Source organism: Mesorhizobium sp. M0633 (genome assembly GCF_040320645.1).
In the GTDB taxonomy this organism is placed as follows: domain Bacteria; phylum Pseudomonadota; class Alphaproteobacteria; order Rhizobiales; family Rhizobiaceae; genus Mesorhizobium.
Window position 1 is genome coordinate 116054 of the sequence record NZ_JAMYQC010000008.1, and the last position, 22852, is coordinate 138905.

General features: G+C 63.4%; 26 protein-coding genes. 19 read left to right on the forward strand and 7 right to left on the reverse strand.

Annotated elements, in window-relative coordinates; translation table 11 throughout:
- Nucleotides 1-17: 17 nt before the first annotated feature.
- The 12 genes from NKI47_RS10985 to NKI47_RS11040 all read left to right on the forward strand — a co-directional run bounded on the left by NKI47_RS10985 (nucleotide 18) and on the right by NKI47_RS11040 (nucleotide 9390).
- A complete protein-coding gene (locus NKI47_RS10985) occupies nucleotides 18-899 on the forward strand; it encodes a transporter substrate-binding protein (protein ID WP_031212143.1) in 882 nt (293 codons plus the stop codon).
- A gap of 66 nt (nucleotides 900-965) precedes the next feature.
- Entirely contained in the window at nucleotides 966-1631 is a 666-nt protein-coding gene (locus tag NKI47_RS10990) for an amino acid ABC transporter permease (RefSeq protein ID WP_023678477.1), read from the forward strand.
- A gap of 1 nt (nucleotide 1632) precedes the next feature.
- Complete coding sequence (locus tag NKI47_RS10995) at nucleotides 1633-2283, forward strand: amino acid ABC transporter permease (protein WP_352589866.1); 651 nt, start codon at nucleotides 1633-1635, stop codon at nucleotides 2281-2283.
- Between the two features lie 4 nt (nucleotides 2284-2287).
- Nucleotides 2288-3082, forward strand: a complete 795-nt coding sequence (locus tag NKI47_RS11000; RefSeq protein ID WP_352574786.1) for an amino acid ABC transporter ATP-binding protein — start codon at nucleotides 2288-2290, stop codon at nucleotides 3080-3082.
- Between the two features lie 34 nt (nucleotides 3083-3116).
- On the forward strand, nucleotides 3117-3578 hold the full coding sequence (locus tag NKI47_RS11005) for a RidA family protein (protein ID WP_352574784.1): 462 nt from the start codon (nucleotides 3117-3119) through the stop codon (nucleotides 3576-3578).
- A gap of 23 nt (nucleotides 3579-3601) precedes the next feature.
- Nucleotides 3602-4807 carry an aminotransferase class V-fold PLP-dependent enzyme gene (locus NKI47_RS11010; protein WP_352589870.1) on the forward strand — a complete coding sequence of 402 codons (1206 nt, stop codon included), beginning with the start codon at nucleotides 3602-3604 and terminating at the stop codon, nucleotides 4805-4807.
- Between the two features lie 165 nt (nucleotides 4808-4972).
- Nucleotides 4973-5920, forward strand: a complete 948-nt coding sequence (locus NKI47_RS11015) for a metallophosphoesterase family protein (protein WP_352589873.1) — start codon at nucleotides 4973-4975, stop codon at nucleotides 5918-5920.
- Between the two features lie 116 nt (nucleotides 5921-6036).
- On the forward strand, nucleotides 6037-6279 hold the full coding sequence (locus NKI47_RS11020) for a cupredoxin domain-containing protein (RefSeq protein WP_502896695.1): 243 nt from the start codon (nucleotides 6037-6039) through the stop codon (nucleotides 6277-6279).
- Between the two features lie 25 nt (nucleotides 6280-6304).
- Entirely contained in the window at nucleotides 6305-6865 is a 561-nt protein-coding gene (locus tag NKI47_RS11025; protein WP_352817726.1) for a sigma-70 family RNA polymerase sigma factor, read from the forward strand.
- A complete protein-coding gene (locus NKI47_RS11030) occupies nucleotides 6862-7695 on the forward strand; it encodes an anti-sigma factor family protein (RefSeq protein ID WP_352589876.1) in 834 nt (277 codons plus the stop codon). Before NKI47_RS11025 ends, NKI47_RS11030 begins: the two co-directional genes overlap by 4 nt.
- 124 nt (nucleotides 7696-7819) lie before the next feature.
- Complete coding sequence (gene purE, locus NKI47_RS11035; protein WP_023678468.1) at nucleotides 7820-8317, forward strand: 5-(carboxyamino)imidazole ribonucleotide mutase; 498 nt, start codon at nucleotides 7820-7822, stop codon at nucleotides 8315-8317.
- Entirely contained in the window at nucleotides 8314-9390 is a 1077-nt protein-coding gene (locus tag NKI47_RS11040; protein ID WP_352589879.1) for a 5-(carboxyamino)imidazole ribonucleotide synthase, read from the forward strand. The genes purE and NKI47_RS11040 overlap by 4 nt, the downstream gene beginning before the upstream one ends.
- A 92-nt stretch (nucleotides 9391-9482) precedes the next feature.
- Here NKI47_RS11040 and NKI47_RS11045 read toward each other — a convergent pair whose 3' ends face one another.
- Nucleotides 9483-9917, reverse strand: coding sequence for a lysozyme inhibitor LprI family protein (locus tag NKI47_RS11045; RefSeq protein WP_352589882.1), 435 nt, complete (start codon nucleotides 9915-9917; stop codon nucleotides 9483-9485).
- Between the two features lie 223 nt (nucleotides 9918-10140).
- On the opposite strand from NKI47_RS11045, the gene ykgO reads away from it, so the two are divergent.
- On the forward strand, nucleotides 10141-10266 hold the full coding sequence (ykgO, locus tag NKI47_RS11050) for a type B 50S ribosomal protein L36 (RefSeq protein ID WP_006203764.1): 126 nt from the start codon (nucleotides 10141-10143) through the stop codon (nucleotides 10264-10266).
- A 94-nt stretch (nucleotides 10267-10360) separates the two neighbouring features.
- Nucleotides 10361-10960, forward strand: a complete 600-nt coding sequence (locus tag NKI47_RS11055) for a tetratricopeptide repeat protein (protein WP_352589885.1) — start codon at nucleotides 10361-10363, stop codon at nucleotides 10958-10960.
- Between the two features lie 86 nt (nucleotides 10961-11046).
- Here the strand turns inward: NKI47_RS11055 and NKI47_RS11060 are convergent, their stop codons facing one another.
- From NKI47_RS11060 to NKI47_RS11070, 3 genes are all read right to left on the reverse strand, one after another.
- Nucleotides 11047-12120: an NAD(P)H-dependent flavin oxidoreductase gene (locus NKI47_RS11060; protein ID WP_352589888.1), complete on the reverse strand. Its 1074-nt coding sequence runs from the start codon at nucleotides 12118-12120 to the stop codon at nucleotides 11047-11049.
- 215 nt (nucleotides 12121-12335) lie between these two features.
- On the reverse strand, nucleotides 12336-13766 hold the full coding sequence (gene pyk / locus NKI47_RS11065) for a pyruvate kinase (RefSeq protein ID WP_352452495.1): 1431 nt from the start codon (nucleotides 13764-13766) through the stop codon (nucleotides 12336-12338).
- Nucleotides 13763-14209, reverse strand: a complete 447-nt coding sequence (locus NKI47_RS11070) for a DUF1036 domain-containing protein (RefSeq protein WP_352489443.1) — start codon at nucleotides 14207-14209, stop codon at nucleotides 13763-13765. Before NKI47_RS11070 ends, pyk begins: the two co-directional genes overlap by 4 nt.
- Before the next feature lie 286 nt (nucleotides 14210-14495).
- On the opposite strand from NKI47_RS11070, the gene NKI47_RS11075 reads away from it, so the two are divergent.
- The 4 genes from NKI47_RS11075 to NKI47_RS11090 all read left to right on the forward strand — a co-directional run bounded on the left by NKI47_RS11075 (nucleotide 14496) and on the right by NKI47_RS11090 (nucleotide 17429).
- On the forward strand, nucleotides 14496-15293 hold the full coding sequence (locus tag NKI47_RS11075) for an N-formylglutamate amidohydrolase (RefSeq protein WP_352589891.1): 798 nt from the start codon (nucleotides 14496-14498) through the stop codon (nucleotides 15291-15293).
- A 26-nt stretch (nucleotides 15294-15319) separates the two neighbouring features.
- A complete protein-coding gene (locus tag NKI47_RS11080) occupies nucleotides 15320-15628 on the forward strand; it encodes a DUF1244 domain-containing protein (protein ID WP_352589894.1) in 309 nt (102 codons plus the stop codon).
- Nucleotides 15629-15639: 11 nt separating this feature from the next.
- On the forward strand, nucleotides 15640-16101 hold the full coding sequence (locus tag NKI47_RS11085; protein WP_352589896.1) for a cupin domain-containing protein: 462 nt from the start codon (nucleotides 15640-15642) through the stop codon (nucleotides 16099-16101).
- Between the two features lie 146 nt (nucleotides 16102-16247).
- The gene (locus tag NKI47_RS11090; protein WP_352589898.1) at nucleotides 16248-17429 is read left to right on the forward strand and encodes an MFS transporter; all 1182 of its coding nucleotides are present in this window, start codon (nucleotides 16248-16250) and stop codon (nucleotides 17427-17429) included.
- Here NKI47_RS11090 and NKI47_RS11095 read toward each other — a convergent pair.
- Complete coding sequence (locus tag NKI47_RS11095) at nucleotides 17387-18298, reverse strand: LysR family transcriptional regulator (protein ID WP_023678458.1); 912 nt, start codon at nucleotides 18296-18298, stop codon at nucleotides 17387-17389. The genes NKI47_RS11090 and NKI47_RS11095 overlap by 43 nt on opposite strands.
- Before the next feature lie 93 nt (nucleotides 18299-18391).
- Here NKI47_RS11095 and NKI47_RS11100 point away from each other — a divergent pair, with 93 nt between their 5' ends.
- Nucleotides 18392-19351, forward strand: a complete 960-nt coding sequence (locus tag NKI47_RS11100; RefSeq protein WP_023678457.1) for an NAD-dependent epimerase/dehydratase family protein — start codon at nucleotides 18392-18394, stop codon at nucleotides 19349-19351.
- Between the two features lie 66 nt (nucleotides 19352-19417).
- Here NKI47_RS11100 and NKI47_RS11105 read toward each other — a convergent pair whose 3' ends face one another.
- Nucleotides 19418-19576 carry a DUF3309 family protein gene (locus NKI47_RS11105; RefSeq protein ID WP_023678456.1) on the reverse strand — a complete coding sequence of 53 codons (159 nt, stop codon included), beginning with the start codon at nucleotides 19574-19576 and terminating at the stop codon, nucleotides 19418-19420.
- Nucleotides 19577-19675: 99 nt separating this feature from the next.
- Nucleotides 19676-22852, reverse strand: coding sequence for an efflux RND transporter permease subunit (locus NKI47_RS11110; RefSeq protein WP_023678455.1), 3177 nt, complete (start codon nucleotides 22850-22852; stop codon nucleotides 19676-19678).

The following is a 22852-nucleotide window of genomic DNA, read 5'->3' on the forward strand; positions in this document are numbered from 1 at the left end:
CACGAAAGGAGGTCGCCGTGAACGACACATCCAAAAGGCGTGAATTTCTGAAACTGGGAATGGCCGGGCTTGCAACGGCCGGAGTGATGAGCGCCGCTACCGCGGTCGACGTTCAGAAAGCGGCGGCCCAGGCAGCGCCCGACAGCCTGCTGCGCACCGTCCTCGAGCGCGGCAAGGTGATCGTGGGGACCGGCAGCACCAATGCGCCCTGGCATTTCGAGAACGACGCCGGCGAACTGGTGGGCATGGACATCACCATGGGTCGCATTCTCGCCAAGGGGCTTTTCGACGATCCGACCAAAGTGGAATTCGTCATGCAGGATCCGGCTCAGCGCATTCCGAACGTGACCACCAACAAGGTCGACATCACCATCCAGTTCATGACCATGACCGCCCAGCGCTCGCAGCTGATCCACTTCTCCCGACCCTACTACGTCGAAGGCATCGCCTTGCTGACCCTTCCGAACGCCGAAAACAAGACCTTCGACAAGCTGCTTGCCGGCGGTTCGGCGACGCGGATTTCCATCCTGCAAAATGTCGATGCCGAGGCTAACGTGCATATCGTCCTGCCGGAGTCGCAGGTGATGCAGATAGACACGCAGGCCAACGTGCTGCAGGCCTTGGAATCGAAGCGCGTCGACGCCGCCGCGGTCGATCTGTCAACGGTGCGCTGGCTCGCCTCGCGCAATCCGGATAAGTACTTCGATGCCGGCAAGAGCTGGTTCTCGATGCTTTATGGTGCCGCGCTGCGGCAGGGCGACCTCGACTGGCTGACCTTCGTCAACCAGACCTTCACCATCGCCATGTTCGGCCATGAAACGGCACTCTACGACGCTGCGTTCAAGGATTATTTCGGACAGGAGCCGCCGGCGCGCCATCCCGGTTTCCCGGTCATTTGATGCAAGCAGGCGGAAGGACAACGTCCTTCCGCCTTCTCTCATCACAGCCCTCCATGACGAGGACGCATGGGTTATACTCTCAACTTCAACCTTATCTGGCGGCATTTCGACAAGCTCTGGGGCGGACTGCTGCTAAGCCTCGAACTGGCCGTCATCTCGATCGCGATCGGCATCGTCATCGGGCTCGTTCTGGCGGTCTGGTACGTGTCGGCCGGACGTGCGGTGCGGACCATCATCGCGGGGTATGTCGAGTTCATCCGCAACGTGCCGCTGATCCTGCTCGTCTATCTGGTCTTCTACGGCTTGCCGACGGTGGTCGACATTGCCTACAGCGCGCAAACCTCATTCATTGCCACGCTGTCGCTCTACAGCGGCGCCTACCTGGTCGAGGTGTTTCGCTCGGGGCTCGAGGCGGTGCCGCGCGGTCAGCTCGACGCCGGCAAGGCAATCGGCCTGACGCCATGGCAAAGGCTGCTCGATGTGCGCCTGCCGACGATGCTGCGCATAACCCTGCCGGCGCTTTCCAACACATTCATATCGCTCTTCAAGGATACGTCCGTGGCGTCCGTCATCTCGGTACCCGAACTCACCTATGGCGCCCAGTGGATCAACTTCAACACGTTCCGCATTGTCGAAGTCTATCTGGTGGTGACGGCAATGTACCTGTTGACCGGCTACACGCTGCTTTTCGCGCTGCGGCTCGTCGAGCGCCGGTTCAAGGCGGCGCGCTGACATGCTGAGCCAGATCATCTACGCCTTGCCGTTCCTCGCCGAAGGATTTGCCGTAACCTTGTGGGTGTCGCTGCTGGTCGTGGTGTTATCGCTCATCGCCGGCGTGCTGATGGGCGTCGGCCTTGTCTATGGTCCTTTTCCGCTGCGCTGGGCAGTGCGCATCTTCAGCGACACCATACGCGGCATTCCGATCCTGGTGCTGATCTTCTTCGTCTATTACGGCCTGCCCGCGGTGGGGCTGCATCTGGAATCCTTTTGGGCGGCCGTGTTCGCCCTCACCCTCTTCAAGACCGCGCAAGTCGTCGAGTATCTCAGGGGCGCCGTCGGCTCGATTCCCAAGGGTCAGTCCGAGGCGGCGATGGCGATCGGACTGACCTTTCGCCAGCGGCTGGCCTACGTCATTTTTCCGCAGGCGTTCAGGCGCTTCCTGCCACCCTGGATCAATGGCGTCACCGACGCGGTGAAGGGCAGCGCGCTGGTCTCGCTGCTCGGCATCACCGACCTCATGCAGGCAATCAACCAGGTCATCGGCCGCACCTATGAGGCGATGCCACTCTACATTCTCGGTGCGCTCGTCTACTTCGCCGTCAACTACGCCCTCTCCTTGGCCAGCCGGCGCCTGGAGCGGCGTTTCTCCTTCATCCGGGAATAGCACGATGTCCAACGCCTCGCACCAGAATCCGGCACTTCTCGATGTCACCGAGGTTTCCAAAGCCTTTGGATCCGTCGAGGTCCTGCGCTCCGTCAGCCTGCAAGTGACACGCGGCGAGGTCGTGACTATCATCGGCCCCTCCGGCAGCGGCAAGACCACGCTACTGCGCTGCGTCAACTTCCTGGAGAGCTACGACAGCGGCTCGATCCGTATCGACGGCAAAGAAGTCGGCTATCGCGGGACGGGAACACGCCAGCGACGCAGCGAGCGCGACCTGGCGGCGATGCGAGCCGAGACCGGAATGGTGTTCCAGAGCTTCAATCTGTTTCCGCATTTGACTGCGGCCGGCAACATCATGCTTGGCCTGCGCAAGGTGCGCGGCAAGAGCAATGCCGAGGCCCGCACCATTGCCGAGCACTGGCTCGGCCGCGTAGGCCTCGCCCACAAAGCCGACAGTCTGCCGGCCGAGCTTTCCGGCGGCCAGCAGCAGCGCGTCGGCATCGCCCGCGCCGTGGCGATGGAGCCGAAGATATTGCTTCTCGACGAGATAACCTCGGCGCTCGACCCCGAACTGGTTGGCGAGGTGCTCGAGGTCGTGCGCAGCCTCGCCGAAGACGGCATGACGATGCTGATGGTCACGCATGAAATGGCTTTTGCGCGCGACGCATCGAGCCGCATCGTTTTCATGGCGGATGGCGGCGTCAGTGCCGTCGGACCACCCGCCGAGATTCTGGCGGCGGGGTTCGACAATGAACGCCTTCGCAGTTTCCTGGCGCGGTTTCGCGCCTCGCATTTTTGACATCGGACGGCGAAAGCTGTCGCAAGGAGCTTTTATGACGCCTTACATCCGGCTCGCGGAATTGGGCCTGACACTGCCCGAGCCGCCGAAGCCCATCGCCAACTTCGTCACCTATGCCGAGAGCGGACGGCTGATCTTCCTCTCCGGCCAGGGGCCGTTGCGCGCCGATGGCGCGCTCTGCACCGGCAAGGTCGGAGAGGATGTCAGCGTTGAAGAGGCCTACGGGCATGCGCGTCTGACCGGCCTGAACCTGCTCGCCGTCATGCATGCGGCGGCCGGCGACCTCGGCCGCATCGTGCGCGTCGTCAAGCTGCTTGGCTTTGTCAATGCGACGCCGACATTCGGCGAGCACCCCAAGGTGGTGAACGGCTGTTCCGATCTTTTCGCCGCCGTCTTTGATACGCTTGGCGGACATGCCCGTTCCGCGATCGGTGTCGGCTCGCTGCCGGGCAACATCACAGTTGAAATCGAGGCGGTCGTCGAGATCGCCGCCTGAAATCTTAAACAGGATCTACAGAGATGACGACCTATGCCGTTGACCGTTCCAACACGACAATCCGCGACCGGCTTGGCCTTCGCCCGATCATCAATGTTTCCGGTACGATGACGGCGCTCGGCGCTTCGATCATCGTGCCAGAAGCGATTGCCGCAATGTCGGAAATCGCCTCGCAATGGGTCGAGATGGACGATCTGCAGCGCGCCGCAAGTACTGTGATTGCACGCCTCACCGGCGGCGAGGCCGGCTTCATCACTGCATGCTGCGCCAGCGGCATAACAATGGCGATTGCCGGCGCGATGACCGGGACCAGCCTTCTTGCGATCGAGCGGCTGCCGGACGACACCGAGGGCCTCAAATCGGAGGTCATCGTTCAGCTTGGTCACATCGTCAATTATGGCGCGCCGATCGACCAGTCGATCCGGCTTGCCGGAGCCAAGGCAGTGCCTGCCGGCACGGTCAGCGTCACCCAGGATTATCATGTTGCCGAGGCGATCCGGGACCGGACGGCGGCAGCCCTCTACGTCGTTGCGCACCACACCGTGCAATACGGCATGCTCTCGCTTGAGGAGTTCTGCGAGATTTGCCACGCCAAGGGCGTACCGGTGATCGTCGACGCCGCCTCGGAATACGATTTGCGTGGCTTTCTGGCGCGCGGCGCCGACATTGTTGTCTACAGCGGGCACAAATTTCTCTCAGGGCCGACAAGCGGCATCGTTGCCGGCCGCAAGGATCTGGTACGGGCCGCCTATCTCCAGAACCGGGGCGTTGCGCGCGCCATGAAGGTCGGCAAGGAGAGCATTGCCGGCACTATGGCGGCCCTGGAAGCCTGGGAGCGGCGCGACCATGCCGGCATTCGCCAGCGGGAAGAAGCCGCACTGCATCTGTGGAAAGACGCATTGCAAGGACTGCCCGGTATCGTCGCGCATGTCATTCCCGATCCGACCAGCAATCCGCTCGACCGCCTGCAGGTGTTTGTTACGCCCAAAAGCCGCTTCACCGCCGCCGGCCTCGCCTCGGCGCTTGCGGCGGGTTCGCCGCCCGTGATCGTGCGCAACCACGAGGTCGAGCGCGGTCACTTCTTCCTTGATCCGTGCAATCTCCATCCCGGCGAGGCGGAGATCGTTGCCGAACGCCTGCGGGCGGTGTTGAGTGCTGCCGATCGGCCCGCGGATGCGATGAAACCGGCTCGCAAGCAGTCCGCCGGAGCGCTGCGCTGGCCGGACTAGACATCGCCAGAGCGTGGTCGAGCCAGTGCCTTCCAGCGCCGGCTTCGCATCGGGCCAGTGCGCCATCACGGCAGTGTGAATGAACTTTTAGTCTTCGGGCGGAATAAACCACCCCGCCCATTGGTCTCCCAAACAGACGCCATTTCCGGCGTGCAGGAGACCGGTATGACCCACCACCACGACAATAAAGCTGACGGCATCAGCCGCCGTCATGCACTGGAATGCATGATCTGGGCCGGCACGGGAGTGCTGTGGACAATTTCGGCCGGCGTGCCGGTTTCGCTCAGCCTGCTCGGTGCGTCGCAAGCCGCCGAGGCCTTGGCCACCGGCTTCACTTTCCTCCAGATCTCCGACAGCCACATCGGCTTCGACAAGGCTGCCAACCCGCACGCCATCGACACGCTGAAGGAGGCCATCGGCAAGATCCAGGCGTTGCCGCAAAAGCCCGCTTTCATGATCCACACCGGCGACATCACCCATTTGTCGAAAGCCGCGCAGTTCGACAACGCTGCCCAGATCATCGGCGGCGCAGGCTTCGACGTGCATTATGTGCCCGGTGAGCACGACCTGATCGATGACGGCAATGGCCAGGCCTATCTCGACCGCTACGGCAAGGGCACCAAGGGCGCTGGCTGGTATTCGTTCGACCAGAACGGCGTCCATTTCATCGGCCTGGTCAACGTCGTCAACCTGAAGGCTGGCGGGCTGGGCAATCTCGGCGCCGACCAGTTGGCATGGTTGGCCGATGATCTGAAGGCGGTCACCGCCTCGACGCCAATCGTCGTCTTTGCCCACATCCCGCTATGGGCTGTTTATCCCGAATGGGGCTGGGGCACCGACGACGCGGCGCAGGCCTTGGCCCTGCTCAAGCGGTTCGGCTCTGTCACCGTACTCAACGGCCATATCCACCAGATCATGCAGAAGGTCGAAGGCAACGTTACCTTTCATACCGCGCGCTCGACCGCTTTCCCGCAACCGGCGCCGGGCACCGCAGCCTCACCCGGGCCGATGACGGTACCTGCCGGCCAGTTGCGCAGCCTGCTCGGCACAAGCAGCGTGACAGTCAAGCAAGGCGGGCAGGACCTCGCCATCATCGACAGCACGCTGGCCTGAGGGGAAATGCGATGATCCGCTTCCCATCCCGCGTCTTGGTCGTATCCCCTGTCACGTTCGGTTTGGCGGCGATCCTGATAATGGTTGCCATGCCACTGAACGCAGCAGACCAGCCAATGGTCAAGATCGAGAACTTTGCCTTCACACCGGCGGTGCTGACGGTAAAGCAGGGCACTACCGTGACCTTCGAGAATGACGACGACATCCCGCATCTGGTGGTCGCCAACGATGCCTCGTTTCGCTCCAAGGCGCTTGACACCGGTGACACATATGCCTTCACCTTCACCAAAGTGGGCGACTATGCCTATTTCTGCGGGCTTCACCCGCACATGCAGGGCAGGATCACCGTCGCTCCGTGAGGATTTTCGGAAGGTTCTGCCCGGGATGCCGGGCGATGCGACGGTGTTGAACCAAGAGGCCGCGACCGAGCGCTTTCGCGAGGTGGTTCTGCCCCATCTCGCGGATGCGCTTGCGCTTGCCCGCTGGCTGACCGGCAACGCCGCCGACGCGGAGGATGTGGTGCAGGAGGCCTGTTTGAAGGCGCATGCGGGCATCGCCGGCTATGCCGGCGGCAATGCGCGCGCCTGGCTGCTGGCGATCGTGCGCAACGCCTCTTACTCCTGGCTGGCGCGCAACCGGCCGCGCAGTATCGTCGCCGTCGGCGACCTGAGCGACCTCGATGACATGACGGCTGCATATGGCGCCGGGCTGCCGGATACGGATAGTCCTGAGGCAAGCCTGATCGCCAAGGCCGACACGGCCGCACTCGAGGCGGCGATCGCCGCGCTGCCGCACCAATTTCGCGAGACTGTGGTGCTGCGCGACATCAACGGCCTCAGCTATCGCGAGATCGCGACGCTGCTTGGCGTGCCGCTAGGAACGGTGATGTCGCGGCTGGCGAGGGCGCGCGGTCTGCTGATATCCCAACTTGGGAGGGCGCCATGAGCGCGCACAACGATGGACTGCCCGATGACCCGGCGGGCGTGGAGCTGATGATCCATGCCTTGGTCGATGGCGAGCTCGACGCAGCAGCAGCATTGGCTGTCGAGCGACGCATCGCGGCCGATCCGGCGCTCGCCGCCGAGCATGCCCGCATCGTTGCGCTGCAGACGGTCGTCAGCGGGCTGCCGAGGCTCGATGTCCGTGAGGATTTCAAGGCTCGCATCGCTGCAATCGGGACAGCCGGTACGGAGAAAGTGCTGCCGGCGCCGGCGCCCGCCGCTCGAGTGCCGCCGGCACACAGAGCGGTGCACCGATTTGGCGCGTTCGACTGGCGCGCGCTGGCGGCGTCGATCATCGTTACCGCCGTGCTGGCCAGCGGCGCGACGCAATGGATGATGCTGAGCAGGGCGCCCGACAGCTTTGCCGCCGCGGTCGCCAGCGGCCATCGCCGCAGCCTGCTGGCAGCCAGCCCCGTGGACGTCGTCTCGTCGGACCGGCACACGGTCAAACCTTGGCTGGATGGCAGGGTCGGCCTGTCGCCGCCGGCACCTGACCTTGCCAGTGACGGCTTCGCGTTGCTCGGCGGCCGGGTCGAGGTGATCGCCGACCAGCCAGTGCCGGCACTGGTCTACAGGCACCGCGAGCACCTGATCACTCTCGTCGCCGCGCCCGAGGAAACCGGCTCGACAGCCGGACCGGTCGATCTTTCTGCTGGTGGCTTCTCGCTGGTCCACTGGAGCGACAGCGCCTTTTCCTATTGGGCGATTTCCGATACCGAACGGCCTGAACTTGACGACTTCGTCAACCGCTTCCGAGCAGCGGCCGCCCGATGACAGACCGCCCCTGTCCATGTGCGTAGCCACGGAGACGGCACAAGCGGCTTTGCCGTTTCCGGCCATCCTTGCGGCTCCCCTCGATTTCAGCTAATGCGCGCTTTTGCCGCCGGAGAGCAGAAGCTTGGACGATCACCGCGCCGACGTCGCCATCATCATGGGCAGCCAGTCCGACTGGGCGACGATGCGCCACGCCGCCGAAACGCTTGAGGCGCTTGGAATTCCGCACAAGCGCCTGATCGTCTCTGCCCACCGCACGCCCGACCGGCTCTATGACTTCGCCAAGGGCGCCAAGGCGGCCGGCTACAAGGTGATCATCGCCGGTGCCGGCGGTGCGGCGCATCTGCCCGGCATGACGGCGGCGATGACGCCGCTGCCGGTGTTCGGCGTGCCGGTGGAATCAAAGACGCTGTCGGGCCAGGACTCGCTGCTATCAATCGTGCAGATGCCGGCCGGCATTCCGGTCGGCACTTTGGCCATCGGCAAGGCCGGCGCTGCCAACGCTGCCCTTCTGGCCGCCGCGGTGCTGGCGCTGAGCGACGAAAAGCTCGCCGCCCGGCTGGATAGCTGGCGCGCCGCGCAGACCGCCAAGGTGGCCGCCGAGCCCACGGACGCGCCGTGAGCCTGCCGGCGGGATCGAGCATCGGCATCATCGGCGGCGGCCAGCTTGGCCGCATGCTGGCGATGGCCGCGGCCCGCCTCGGCTACCGCATCGTCGTGCTGGAGCCGCAGCCGGATTGCCCGGCGGCACAGGTCGCCAACCGGCAGATCGTCGCCGCCTATGACGACGCGGCCGCGCTTAGCGAGCTGGCTGCGGCCAGTGCCGTCGTTACTTATGAATTCGAGAACGTACCGGTCGCGGCCGCCGCGGCACTTGCCTCTACGGTGCCGGTCTATCCGCCGGCACGCGCACTGGAAGTGGCGCAGGACCGGCTGGCGGAAAAGAAATTCCTCAACGGCATCGGCATACCGACCGCGGATTTCAGCCCCGTCGACAATGACGAGGAACTGACGGCTGCGCTGAAACAGTTCAACGGCAGCGGCATATTGAAGACGCGCCGCATGGGCTATGACGGCAAGGGCCAGCGTGTCTTCCGCAACATGGAAACAGGCGGCTTTGCCGGCACTTGCGAGGCGATGGGCAACGTGCCGTTGATCCTGGAATCCTTCGTCACCTTCGAGCGCGAGATTTCGGTGATCGCCGCGCGCGGCAGCGACGGCTCGCTCGCCGCCTACGATCCAGCGTGGAATGTCCATCGCAACGGTATTCTTCACAGCTCGACGCTGCCGGCCGGAGTAAAATCCGAGACGGCGGCTGCGGCTCAAACGGCGGCGGCAGAGATCCTTGCAGCGCTCGACTATGTCGGCGTCATCGGCGTCGAATTCTTTGTCCTTGCCGACGGTTCGCTGTTGGCCAACGAGATAGCGCCGCGCGTCCACAATTCCGGCCACTGGACGGAGGCCGCCTGCACCATCTCGCAATTCGAGCAGCACATCCGCGCCGTCGCGGGCCTGCCGCTGGGAAATCCCGCCCGGCAGTTCGACTGCGTCGTGGAAAACCTGATCGGCGACGATGTCAGGCGCGTTCCTGAGCTGCTCGCCGAGCCCGATCTGATGCTGCACCTCTATGGCAAGGCCGAGGCGCGGCCCGGCCGCAAGATGGGCCATTTTACGCGCGTGAGCCGCCGCAGCTAGAGCATGATCCCGAACCGAAGGTCCGCGCTAGCGAAAAGTGGAATCCGGTTTTCGGAAAAGATCATGCTCAAACACAAAGTTAGAACCTACGCTTACTGGATTTCGCCGCTCTCGTCCTCGTCGGGGCTGGCGCAGCTCACATCGCCTTCCGCGCAGGTCGAATCGGCGGTGAGCTGCTTGGTGCGATCGTCGGTCAGCCGCGTCAGGCATTCCGATATCAGCATCGGATAGATCGAGCCGCCTTCGCTGTCCGCGGCGGAATAGCTGCATTCCGCGTCGCGAAAAGCGATCCAGGCGCGCTGCGCCGTCTGCAACAGCTTCCTGGCTTTTGCGTCACTTCCGCCGATGAGATCCTGGTAGGCCTTGTTGAGCTTGGCGTCGGCGGATTTGTAGTCCGCGTCGGCGCAGATGTTCATCATCTGCTGGCTGTCGTCGTTGCGGTCGCATTCCTGCGCATAGGCAACAGAACCTGCCGCGAGGACGACAAGACAGGCGGACACAAGAATTCGGCGGATGACGATCTCCAATTCGCAACCGCATCATTCCAGCCGTCTCAAGCCTGCGCAACGCCGCAAGACGCCAGTGGCGGATATTTGATGATACGAAACGGTCCGTATCGTTTAGGCAACGCGCTTGCGGTTGACACGGGCAACGCTCCTCGTCTATGAGCCACGCACAGTTCAAAGGCGCGTCTGTGGGCGCGCCTTAATAATTCGGCCCGTGACCGGGCCCAGACCGACGGGCAAGACCATGAAGATCAAGAATTCGCTCAAGGCGTTGAAGGCGCGTCACCGCGACAACCAGCTGGTTCGTCGCAAGGGCCGCATCTACATCATCAACAAGACCGCGCCGCGCTACAAGGCGCGCCAGGGTTGAGTTTTCGACGGAGGCTGCGCGCCTCCGTCCGCATGATACGACTCTCACGCTAAATTCAGTTTGACGATCCGGCGTCGGGGGCTAGATTCCCGCGATGCGGATTCTTTTTGCATTTTTCACGGCTTTCCTCGTTTCCGGCGCTGTCTCGCTGCCGGCGTGGGCTGAAGATCCGACCACAACACCGCCGACAGCACCTCCGGTCGTCAAGACGAAACAGGCGCGGCTCGATCAGCTGTTTGCCGATCTCAAGCGCGAACGCAATGAAAAGGCGGCCGAGCGCATCGCCGGACGCATCGGCAGCGAGTGGTCCCAGTCGGGCAGCGCCTCTATCGACCTGATGATGCAATGGTCGCAGAAGGCGATCGAAAACCAGAAATTCGATGTTGCACTCGATTTCCTCGATCAGGTGGTGACTTTGCAGCCGACCTATGCGGAAGGCTGGAACTGGCGCGCCACTGTTCATTTCATGATGAAGAACTACGGGAAGTCGATGGCGGATATCGACCGCACCCTGCAGCTCGAACCACGCCATTTCGGCGCGCTTTCGGGCCTAGCTCAGATCATGGCCGAAACCGGCCACAAGCAGTCAGCGCTCGAGGCATGGCAGCGCGTTCTCGGCATTTACCCGATGATGCGCAGCGCCCAGGACCAGGTCGCCGCACTTTCCGAAGAGCTTGCCGGCGAAGGCATTTGAGACCAGTAAGGGAGTAGGGGAATAGGGGAGTAAGGTAGTATGTGAGAGGTGCAGATTGCACTGTGGAACACATGCGCCCTACTCCCCTACTCCCTATAGGCCCGATCTATGCCGTTTGCTTCCGTGACAAGTTTCTCCACAAGGGCGGCGGCCGGCATCTCCCGCAGCTTCGCAACGCCCTGCCCGGCCCAAGTGGGCAAGAAGTCAGCCCGCTTGCTTTCATCCTTTGCCATCGAAAGCGGCATGACCAGACTCGCCTGCAGCGGAAACGCCAACGCTGCATCTTCCTCACCAGCCATTTCCATCACAAACCGGTTGCGCACCACGCGAGCTGGGCGGCCAGTGAAGCAGCGAGTCACCGACGTGCTCTCGTCGTTGGCCGAGCGCAATGCTGCGCGATAGACTGGCTGCACATTGGCTTCAGGACAGGCCAGGAAAGCCGTGCCGATCTGCACACCAGATGCACCAAGTGCAAAGCTGGCAGCAATGCCGCGACCGTCGAAGATACCGCCAGCGGCAATTACAGGCACCCGCACGGCATCAACAATCTGCGGTACGAGTGCCATAGTGCCGGCTGTGCCGATAGCAGGGTCGCCAGTGAATGTGCCGCGATGCCCACCCGCCTCGTATCCCTGGGCGATAATGGCGTCCACCCCTCCTGCCTCAAGCTGGCGCGCTTCCGAGACGGTGGTGGCCGAACACAAGACAGTACAGCCGGCCGCCTTCAACTGCTGCACAATTGCGGTGTCGGGTAGACCGAAGTGGAAGCTGACCACCTTGGGGCGCAGCTTGAGCACAATTTCGAGACGCTCACGATCGAAGGTGGGGAAGGGCTCGCCCGGCTCGGGCACCGGTCCGAGGCCGACCTCCTCATAGCAGCCGCGAAGGCGGTCTCGCATACTTTGGGCTGCCGCATCATCGTGTATCGGCGCCGGGTGCGCAAAGAAGTTGACGTTGATCGGACGATTGGTGGCGTGCTGTGTCGCCGTGAGCTGCTCGCGGATAGCCGCCGCAGGCAGAATGCCGCATCCGAGCGAGCCGAGCGCCCCGGCATTGCTGACTGCCGCCGCCAGTTCCGGCGTGGTGATGCCGCTCATCGGCGCCTGGATTATCGGGTGCTCAATGCCGAGGAGTTCCAGAAGATCAGTGCGCATCCACATTGGATCACCCTCCTCTTTCTCCCAGGAGAGATTATCTTAACTGACTTCCAGCTCAAGTCGGATAGGGCCTTCGAACCGCTTCACGGCCGGTCACAGGCTGATGCAAGCTGGCGGAGTTCGGCGTCTATGCTAACCCGACTGCCGTCGATGCGCCCGGCTGGCGCCGTGTTTACGACGCGCCATGCAGCCGGCCTATCCGGCAGCCGCGGCCGACATTATCGGCCGACTTCCGATCCGACATAGGCGATGCGCAACATGTTGGTCGAGCCCGGCGTCCTCAGCGGCACGCCGGCCGTGATGATGACACGGTCGCCCGGCTTGCCGAAACCTTCATCGAAGGCGATGCGGCAGGCGCGGTCGACCATGTCGTCGAGGTCGATGGCGTCGGGGGAAACGACGCAATGCGTGCCCCACAACAGCGACAGCCGCCGCGCCGTGTTGAGGATCGGCGACAGCGCCACGATCGGCACTTGCGGCCGCTCGCGCGCGGCGCGCAAGCCGGTCGTGCCGGACGCGGTATAGGTGATGATCGCCGACAGCTTCAGCGTCTCGGCTATTTCGCGGGCGGCGAGCGAGATCGCGTCGGCTCCGGTCGCTTCCGGTTCCGAGCGCTGCGCGTTGATAATTCCGGCATAGGTCGGGTCGGTTTCGACCTTGGTGGCGATCCGGTTCATCATCGCCACCGCCTCGACCGGATAGGCGCCGGCGGCGGACTCCGCCGAAAGCATGATCGCGTCGGCGCCTTCAAACACGGCGATCGACACGTCCGACACCTCGGCCCGCGTCGGCACCGGCGCGGTGATCATCGATTCCAGCATCTGCGTGGCGACCACCACCGGCTTGCCGGCACGGCGCGCGGCGCGGGTGATCTGCTTCTGAATGCCAGGCACGGCTTCGAGAGGCATCTCGACGCCGAGATCGCCGCGGGCGACCATCAGCGCATCCGAAAGCTCGATGATCTCGGCCAGCCGGGCGACGGCCTGCGGCTTTTCGATCTTGGCCATGATCAGCGCCCGGCCGCGTGCGATCTTGCGCGCTTCGGCCAGGTCCTCGGGCCGCTGCACGAAGGACAGCGCCACCCAGTCGACGCCGGTCGCCAGAACCGCGTCGAGATCCCGGCGGTCCTTTTCCGTCAGCGCGCCGACCGGCAGGTCGGTGTCGGGCAGGCTGACGCCCTTCTTGTCGGAAATGGTGGTGCCGGCGACGACGGTGCAGACGATCGCCTTGCCGTTGCTGCTGACCGCCTTGAGCTCGAGCTTGCCGTCGTCGATCAGCAGGCGATGACCAGCCTCGACCGAACGCAGGATTTCGGGATGCGGCAGGTAGACCCTCGTCGAATTGCCGGGCTCGGGATTGTCGTCGAGCGTGAAGGTCTGACCGACGGTCAGCACCTCTTTGCCGTTGGCGAACTTGCCGACGCGCAGCTTTGGCCCTTGCAGGTCGGCGAGAACGCCGATCGGCCGGCCGACCGCCTCCTCGACGGCACGAATGCGGCCGACAAGCGTACGCATCAATTCATGGTCGGTGTGGCTCATATTGATGCGGAACACGTCGGCGCCGGCTTCGAACAGCTTCTTCAGCATCTCCTCGGACGAGGAGGCCGGACCGATGGTGGCGAGGATCTTGACCTTGCGGCTGCGTCTCATTGACTGTTTGTTCCCGGGGCGGCTGGAGCGCCATCCGTTGCGGGCTCGTCAGTCAGCTGGACCATCCAGCTTGCCTGCTCGCCCGTGTCATATTCCTGGAATCCGGCGCGCTGAAAGCCCCGGGCGACGCAATCGGTAACGCCGGCGATCTTGAACTCTTTTTCGGCCACGCACATGTTGATCGGGCCATCCCAGCGTCCGCCGCGCTCGGCGTCTTCTGCATAAAGATAGTAAAACCTTGATGACAACGGTCCCTCGATCAGCGTCTTGCAGCTCGATCCTTCGATGTGCCACCAGCCTTCGGTGATCCAGCCGGCTTTGGCGCGATAGCCGATGCCGACACCGACCAGGTTCTGCGTGGCGTTGCAGACCCGGAAATCGGCCCGTGCCGGCGAGGCCGAAATCACCGCGAAAAGAGCCATGGCCGGTACCAGGAGCGGCATGGCCAAGGCGTGGCGCACACGCAGCCTGCCGGCGAAACCCATCCTGAAACCCCTCAAGAACCACATTTGCATCTCTCAACGCCCCTTTTCGGAAAAGTCCGTACGCATGTCAACGCGCCGATCTGTCCAATTCCAATCGATTTAGAAGGCTCTGGCGCGCTTGCGGTCGCCCCTGCTCAGTTTTTTGGCAGAAACCGTGGCCAAACAACGGCATTGCGCAAGCGGTCTCTTCATGGAATGACGATACCACCCTCCCCGAAAGCCAGCGAACAGACCTTTCCCGCCAATGACCCGATCCACAGTTTTCGCGCCTTTCGATATCGTCGAAGGCGATCGCAAGCGCGGCATGGTGCTTCTGGCCGATCACGCCCGCCGCGACCTGCCGGAGGAGTATGGCAGTCTCGGCCTGCCGGCGGCGGAGTTCGACCGCCACATCGCCTACGACGTCGGCGTCGAGACTGTAACCCGCGAACTCGCAAGTCTGCTCGGCGTTCCGGCGGTGCTTGCCAATTTTTCGCGAATGCTGATCGACCCCAATCGCGGCGAAGACGATCCAACGCTGATTCGCCAGCTCTATGACGGCACCGTCATCCCGGGAAATTATCCCATGGCCCCGGAGGAGCGCGAAAGGCGGCTGGACCGCTTTTACCGCCCCTATCATGATGCCGTCGGCGCCATGATCGCCTCTGTGGCGCGAGCATCCGCGCGGGCACCCTTCATCTTTTCGGTGCATTCCTTCACACCGACCATGCAGGGATTCGTGCGGCCGTGGCACGCCGGCATATTGTGGGACCTGGACGACCGCGTTGCGCGGCCGCTGATCGACATGCTCGCCGAGGACAAGAGCCTCATCGTCGGCGACAACGAACCCTATGACGGCGCACTGCGCGGCGATACCATGTTCAGGCATGCCATCGTCAACGGCTTTGCCCATGCGCTGCTCGAGGTCCGCCAGGACCTGATCGCCGACCGCAAGGGTGCCCTCGCCTGGGCCGAACGGCTGGCGCCGATCGTTGACGCGATAGATCGACGTGCCGATATACATGCGGTGAAAATATTCGGCTCGCGCACCGGGCCGGTATGATGAGGCCCAAGGGAGGCCAACATGACATGACCGAACTCAGCGAAGAACAAAAGCGCGATTTCGAAGCCGCTGCCTTCCGCCGGCTGGTCGCGCATCTGCGCGAGCGTTCCGACGTACAGAACATCGACCTGATGAACCTCGCCGGCTTCTGCCGCAACTGCCTGTCCAACTGGTACCGCGACGCGGCGCAAGCCGAAGGTGTCGAACTCAGCAAGGACCGGTCGCGCGAAATCATCTACGGCATGCCCTATGCCGAGTGGCAGGCACTGAACCAGGTCGAAGCCTCCGACGCCAAGAAGGCCGAGTTCGAGGCAAGACGCCCTAGGGATCACTAGGGGAGGACGCCGTGCCTAAGATTGACGTTGCCGACGTGCCCGGACGCAAGGGCTCATCCTATCCACCGCCGTTCGATGCACCCTGTGCCGAACGCGTGCGGCAGCGGCTAGGCAACGCAGGCGGGCTCACCGACTTCGGCATCAATCTCATGCGCCTGCCGCCGGGCAACTGGTCGAGCCAGCGCCACTGGCATTCGCACGAAGACGAATTCGTCTACGTGCTTGAAGGCGAGCTGACGCTCGTCGAAGATGCCGGCGAGACGGTGCTGCGCGCCGGTGATTGCGCGGCCTTTCCGAAAGGATCAGGCAACGGCCATCACATGATCAATAAATCGGGCGCGATGGCGATCTATCTCGAAGTCGGTTCGCGCTGGCCCGACGACGTCGCCACCTGCTCCGACATCGACATGATGAGCACCAACGCTGACGGCCGGTTTGTGCACAAGGATGGCGCGCCTTATCCCGAGTCGTAGGGATTTCGGAGTGGACCGCCGAGGTGGTTGGCCGACGCGAGAGGACGTAGCGTCTGGTCCAAGCACTTTCGGCGAAGAGCGCTTGACTGTGAATTGAATCGATCTAATTTGCCGCGCAACGCCATTTCCGGACCGGATTCTACCCGATGGACGCGCAGAAAATCACGCAGATCGCGATTCGTGGACGCTGGGCAGTGGCCGGCATCTTCCTCGCCAACGGCTTCTTGACCGGCAGTTGGGCGCCGCAGATCCCGGTGTTCCTGACGCGACTCGACATTTCGAAGTTCACGCTCGGCTTGCTGATTCTGTTGTTCGGTGCCGGCGCCGTCACTGCCATGACCTGGTGCGGCCATCTGATCTCGAAGCATGGCTCGCGCACGGTGCTGCGCTGGTTCGGACTTGCCGGCAGCTTCGGCCTTTTGGTTGTGGCTCTGGCCCCCAACGTGCCCCTTGCGGCCGTCGCCATGTTTATCTTCGGCGGTTCGATCGGCGGCATGGACGTCGCCATGAATGCCAACGCAGTGGCAGTCGAACGGCGGCTGTCCCGTGCCATCATGTCGTCCTCGCACGGCTTCTGGAGCCTTGGCGGTTTCGCTGGCGGCGCTTTGGGCGGTTTCGCCATCCAGAACTACGGTCACCTCGCCCATGCGACAGTGGTGACGGCTCTTGCCTTTGCCGTCATCGCCGTCGCGATCCGCTACCTGATCGCCGAGGACAAGCACCCAGTCGCCGAGCATCACAAACTCGCGCTGCCGGCAAACCCGCTGGTCTATCTGGTTGGGCTGATGGCGCTGCTGACGATGATCTCCGAAGGTGCGGTACTCGACTGGGCGGCGCTGTATCTCAGGCAGGAGCTCGGCGCCGATCTTGCCATCGCAGGCCTGGCCTATGCCGCCTTTTCCGGAGTCATGGCCATCATGCGCTTTCTCGGCGATGGCGTCCGCAACCGTTTCGGTGCCGTTACGACGTTGCGCGCCTCGGCCCTTGCCGCTGCTGCCGGCATGCTGGTGGCCGGGCTGGCTCCCTCGCCTTGGCTGGCCATTGCCGCCTTCGCTTTTTGCGGCCTCGGCATTGCCAACATGGTGCCGATCATTTTTTCGGCCGGCGGCAACCAGGAAGGCATGGCGTCCGGCACAGGCATGAGCGTCGTCACCACAATGGGTTACTCAGGCATTCTGGTGGCGCCGTCGGCGATCGGCTTCATCGCCGAACACTCGAGCTTCGGCCCGATCTTCGTCGCACTGTCCGGGCTGCTGGTCGTCGTGCTGTTGATGGCCGGCCTCGCTCACCGCGCCGAATTCGCTGCCGAGCCTGCACCGGCTGAATAGCGCTTGAACTCTTCGTAGAGGAAATCCGCGACGCGGCGGATGCGGACGCTGGTACGCACGTCGCGGTGCATGGCCAGCCACACCGGCAGCGTCGGCAGCGGGAGACCCGGCAGCACTGTCTCGACCAGCGGATCACGGTCGGCGAGCGGCTCCTGGCCAAAGCCGATGCCGTTTCCCGCCCGCACCGCTTCCCACAGCACGATCTGATTATCGGTCCTGAAGCGGAAGGCATTGCGGGCGAGCGCGACGCCGAACTGGGCGAAGCCGCGAATGATTTCATCGCTGCGGTCGAAGCCGACCAGATCATGGCCGGCAAGATCGCGGGCCTCGCGCGGACGGCCACGCCGGTCGAGGTAGGATTTTGCCGCGCAGGCGCGGAGCGGAATGTCGGTCACCTTGCGCGCGACCAGTTCATTCTGCGCCGGCTTGACCATGCGGATGGCGATATCGGCGTCGCGACGCAGCAGATTCTCGACCTGGTTCGAGGCGACGATCTCGACTTCGATGCCCGGCTCCTCGAACCCAAGCCTCGCTGTGATTTCCGGCAGCACATAGGCCGCCACCACTTCGCTGGCGGCAATGCGCACCGTACCCTCTATCGCCTCGACCGATCCCAGCGCCAGCAGCGAAAAGGCGCTCGCCTGCTCGCTCACCGCGCGGCCCCGTTCAAAGAGCGTGTTGCCCGCTTCCGTGAGCGCGTAGCCACGCCGCCCGCGCCGGAAGAGCGTGACACCGAGCGCCTGTTCCAGCTCGGTGATGTGGCGGCCGAGCGTCGGCTGGCTCGCGGCAAGTTTTCGCGCGGCGGCCGACAGGCTGCCGGTCTCCGCCACGGTGACGAAACTCTTGATCAGGTTCCAGTCAATATCCATTCAAAATTGAATATCATATCGCCAATCGTAGTCAATTTTCATTCGTTTGCGAAGAGACAATATTGGGGTCGTAACGCAACACGGAGACGAACAATGACCACGATCGCAATTCTCGGCGCCAATGGCCGCCTCGGCCGCACGGTCGCCAAGGCCTTCCTCGATGCCGGCTACGATGTCCGTGCCATCACCCGCAGCGGCAAGGTGCCGGCCGAGCTCAAAGGCGCCACGGCGATCGCCGGCGACGCGCTCGACCGTGCTGCGCTGATCCGCGCGACCGAAGGCGTCGATATCATTTTCAACGGCCTCAACCCGCTCTACACCGACTGGAGCAAATGCCTGCCGATGGCCGAGAATGTGATGGCTGCCTGCCGGGCGAACGGCGCGCTGCATCTCTTCCCGGGCACCGTCTACAATTACGGCTCGCCGATGCCGGCGGTGATCGCCGAAGACACGCCGTTTCGCCCGACAACGGAAAAGGGCCGCATCCGCGTCGCCATGGAAGATCTGTTTCGCCGCGAGGCCGATGCGGGTCGGGTGCGCACGATCCTGCTGCGCGCTGGTGATTTCTTCGGCGGCAGCGGCAGCGGATCGTGGTTCGATCTGGTTGTTGCCGCCAAGATAACCAAGGGTGTCTATACCGCCCCAGGGCCGGTCGATCTCGTGCATGAATGGGCCTATCTGCCCGACCTAGCCAAGGCCTTCGTCGGGCTGGCTGACAATCTCGACAAGCTCGGCTCCTACGAGGCGCTGAACTTTCCTGGCCATGCGGTGACCGATCTGGACATCAAGGCGGCCGCGGAGAAGGCGCTCGGACGCACGCTGAAACTGACGTCGATGCCGTGGTGGGTGCTGCGTGCCGGCGGCCCGTTCGTGGCGATGTGGCGCGAGATCGTTTCGATGTCCTATCTCCGCTTCGAGCCGCACCGGCTGGTTTCAGGCAGGCTGGAAAGCGTTATCGGTACGATCCCGCACACGCCCCTGGAAAATGCAGTGTCGGAAGCGCTCGAGGATATCGGCATCGCCACGCTCAAGACGACGCAAAAAGTTGCCTAACAACAAACCAAAAAAAGGCGGATGGCCAGATGGTCATCCGCCGCTTGTCACGACCAATGATTGCGGTCAGATCCGGCCCATCAACAGCAGCACCAGGACAACGATCAGAATGACGCCGACGATGCCGGATGGTCCGTAACCCCAGGACCGGGAATGCGGCCACGCCGGAACCGCGCCGATCAGAATAAGAATAAGGATAATGATGAGAATGGTGCTGATCGTCATCAGAAAATCCTCGCTTTGAGGTTGCAATGACGGAACAATGCAGAAGGCCGCCCATTGTTCCCGGGCGGCCTTTGCTTGATCAGGACGGCGATCCGGACTCTATTCGGCGGCCTTCGGGAAGGCGATCGCCGGTTCGGCGCCCAGATCGGCGTCCAGGCCTTTCGACGGGATTTCGGCCTTTCGACGCCCCAACAGGCGACTGAACCAGCCACGACGCGCACCGGGTTTGACCTTGGCGCGAGTGAACACCATCAGCATCGACGGCGTCACCACCAGCGTCAGCACGGTGGCGAAGGACAGCCCGAAGACGATCGCCGAAGACAGCGAAATCCACCATTGCGTCGACGGCGCGTTGATCGTCGTCTCGTGATGGAAGATTTCGAGGCCGAGGCCGAAGGCGATCGGCAGCACGCCGAGGATCGCCGATACCGCCGTCAGCACCACCGGGCGGGCACGCTCGCGGCAGGTCTGCAGCACGGCTTCGTATTTGTCCCAGCCCTCTTCGCGCAACCGGTCATAGGTGTCGATCAGCACGATGTTGTTGTTCACCACCACCCCGGCCAGCGCGATGACACCGATGCCCGACATGACGATGCCGAATGCCTCTCCCGTCAGCAGCAGCCCGAGGAACACGCCGATCGTCGCCATGACCACGCAGGACAGCACCAGCCAGACGCTGGTGAACTTGTTGAACTGCGCCAGAAGCACGATGAAAATCAGGAAGATCGCCGCACCGAAGGCTTTGCTGAGGAAGGCGCCGGCCTCCGCGCTGTCCTCATTCGAGCCGGCAAGCTTCCAGCGAATGCCGCTGCCGAGGTTCATGTCGGCGACAGCTTTGGTGACCTCCTGCTGGACGGCTGCCACCTGGGCGCCGGCAGCGACGTTGGCCTGGACGACCACAGTTCGCGCGCCGTCGATGCGGTTGAGGATACCGACCGTCGGCTCCGGCTTGCGCACGACGAAGTTCGAGATCGGCACCGAGCCTTGCGCGGTCTGCACCCGCAGTTCGTCGAGCGTTGACAGCGTGCGCCGATCCTCGGGCAGGCGCAGCCTGATGTCGACTGCATCGTCGGCGCCGGCGGGCCGGTATTCGCTGAGCTTCAGCCCGTTGGTCACCAGTTGCACGACCGTCCCGACCGCGGTTGGGCTGATGCCGTACTGCGCCGCCTTGGCGCGATCGACCTCGAGCGCCCAGTCAACGCCGGGCGGCGCCAGACCGTCGGAAATATCGATGACGCCGGGCACCTTGGCAATGCGCGCGGCGACCGCGCGGGCCTTGTCGTCAAGGCCCTTCGGATCTACGGCCGAAAGCCTGATCTGGATCGGCTTGCCTGTAGGCGGGCCGGCTTCCGGCACGCGAACCTCGACGTCGACACCGGGAATGCCAGCCATCACGCCGCGCAGTTCGTCCAGGATTGAGTTCGCCGATTTACGCTCGCGCCAGTCGACGAATTCGTACTGGATCACGCCAACCACGTCTTCCGGAACATCCTGGCCGCCGCCCTGCGTCTTGCCGACACGGGTATAGACAGACTTCACGCCCGGCCAACCGAGCAGCCGATTTTCCGCGGTCTTGGTGGCCGCGTCCATTTCGGCAAGCGAAAGATTGCCGCGGGCGTGGACATAGAGCAGGCCGTAGTCAGGCTCGACATTCGGGAAGAATTCGACGCCGGCGCCGAATTTCGAATAGGCGTAGCCGACGCCGAACAACAGCGCCACAGTGAGGACAAGCACGGTGATGGGATAATGCACCGCCTGCTTGACCACGGCCATGTACCAGCCGTCGCGATTGTCGTCGGGGTGATGGGCCGGCGCCTTGGCAAATATCGCGCCCAGCGTCGGCGCGAAGACCAGCGCATAGAGCATCGAGGCCGAGAGCGTCACGATCAGCGTGATCGGCATGTATTTCATGAAGTCGCCGATAATGCCCGGCCAGAACAACAGCGGCGAGAAGGCGGCAATGCGCGTCATCGTCGCCGCGATGACCGGGCCGGCCATGCGCTTGGCGGCAAGCGCGAACGCTTGCTCCTTCGGCATGCCCTCGCTCATGCGTCGCTCGGCGAATTCGGTGACGATGATGGCGTCGTCGACCAGCATGCCGACCGCCAGGATGAGGCTGAACAGCACGATCATGTTGATCGTGTAGCCCATCATTGCCAGCAACAGGATGCCGATCAGGAAGGACGAGGGGATGGCCAATCCGATCAGCAGCGAGGCACGGCCAGACAGCGCGTAGAGAATGACGATGAACACCAGGATGACGGCGATCATCACGTGGTTCTGCAGGTCGCCGAGCAACTGGTTCACGAAGACGGACTTGTCTTGCGTGTAGGTGACGTGCATGCCCTCCGGCATCGTCTTGATGAAGGCGTCGGACACCTCCCTGACCTTGCCAATCGTATCGATCAGGTTGGAGCCGATGCGCTTCTTCACCTCGATGGCGATCGCCGGCTTGCCGTCGAGGCGGGTGACCGTCTCGGCGTCCTTGAATGTGGAGCGGATGGTGGCAATGTCCTTGGCCTGCACCACCGCATTGGGGCCGGCGACGACCGGAAGCGCCGCCACATCCTCCGGTGTCTCGATAAGCGAGGGCACCTTGACCGCGTATTTGCCCTCGGATCCTTCGATGTTGCCGGCGGCGACAAGACTGTTGGAAGCGCCGACCGCACCGATCAACTGGTCGAGCTGCAGCCCGTAGGAAGACAGCTTCATCGGATCGATGACCACTTCGACGAGGTCGTCGCGCGCACCCTGCAGCGAGCCCTCGAGCACGCCAGGCACTTCCTCGATGCGGTCGCGCAGCTCGCGCGCCGCCGCCGTCAGCACGCGCTCGGGCACCTCGCCCGACAGCGTCACGACCAGGACGGGGAACTCGGAGATATTGACCTCGGAGACCACGGGCTCCTCAGCCGCTTGCGGCAGGTCGGCCTTGCCGTCCTGCACCTTGCTGCGTGTGTCCTGCAGCGCGGTGGCGAGATCCGTCTGTGGCTGGAATTCGACCAGCACATAACCGCCGCCCTGGAAGGCGGCCGAGCGCATCTCCTTGAGGCCTTTCAGGCTCTTCAGCTTGGCTTCCATCGGCCGCAGCAGGAGGCGCTCGGAGTCTTCCGGCGAGATGCCCTGGTAGATCAGGCTGACATACATCATCGGAATCGGAACGTCCGGTTCCGCTTCCTTCGGCGTCGACTGGTAGGCGACCGCACCGGCAAGGATGAGAAAGACCAGGACCGCAATGGTCAGCCGGGCATTGCTGATAGCAAGTTTGACGATGTCCAT